Origin of the sequence: Bartonella sp. MM73XJBT (assembly GCF_028618465.1) — a bacterium.
Classification (GTDB): Bacteria; Pseudomonadota; Alphaproteobacteria; order Rhizobiales; family Rhizobiaceae; genus Bartonella.
Map to the genome: position 1 here is coordinate 1 of NZ_JAQISY010000122.1, position 796 is coordinate 796.

General features: G+C 38.7%; 1 pseudogene. It reads left to right on the top strand.

Going from position 1 to position 796, the window contains the following annotated elements:
* Nucleotides 1–796: pseudogene (locus PVV69_RS09955) on the top strand (DNA methyltransferase); the annotation flags it as partial.

Here is a 796-nt window from a genome sequence, read left to right on the forward strand (position 1 = left end):
ATGACTATTTGGCCTTATGCAGAAGTAGGGCATAATCAAGATGCAAAGAGAGAAGTTAAAGTCTTTAATTCTGATAATGTTTTTGCTACTCCAAAACCTGAAAAGCTCATAGAGCGTATTATTCAACTTGCCACCAATCCTGGTGATCTTGTACTGGATTCCTTTGCTGGTTCTGGCACTACCGGTGCCGTTGCTCATAAAATGGGACGCAAATGGATTATGATTGAACTTGGTGAACATTGCCATACCCATATTATTCCTCGTTTAAAACAGGTGATTGATGGCACTGATCAAGGTGGTATTTCTAAAAGTGTAAATTGGCAAGGTGGAGGTGGCTTTCGCTATTATCGCCTTGCTCCTTCTCTCTTGCAAAAAGATCCATGGGGGCAATGGATTATTAGTCGTGAATATAATGCTGCCATGCTTTCAGAAGCTATGTGCAAACATATGGGGTTTACTTATGCACCTGATGAGAGTCATTATTGGATGCAAGGGTATTCAACTGAAACAGATTATATTTATGTAACAACAAACGCTATAACACATGAACAATTACGCGCTATCAGCGATGAGGTTGGCTCTCATCGTACTCTGCTTATATGTTGTGCAGCCTTCGATGCAAAGGCAGAATCTTTTGACAATCTAACACTTGTTAAAATTCCTCGTGCTGTATTAGAAAAATGTGAATGGGGGAGGGATGATTACAGTTTAAATGTAGCAAATCTTGAACCAATGGCTGTAGTAAACGAATTATCCGAAAGATAAAGATATTGCGCAAAAAGAATTAAATTTATTT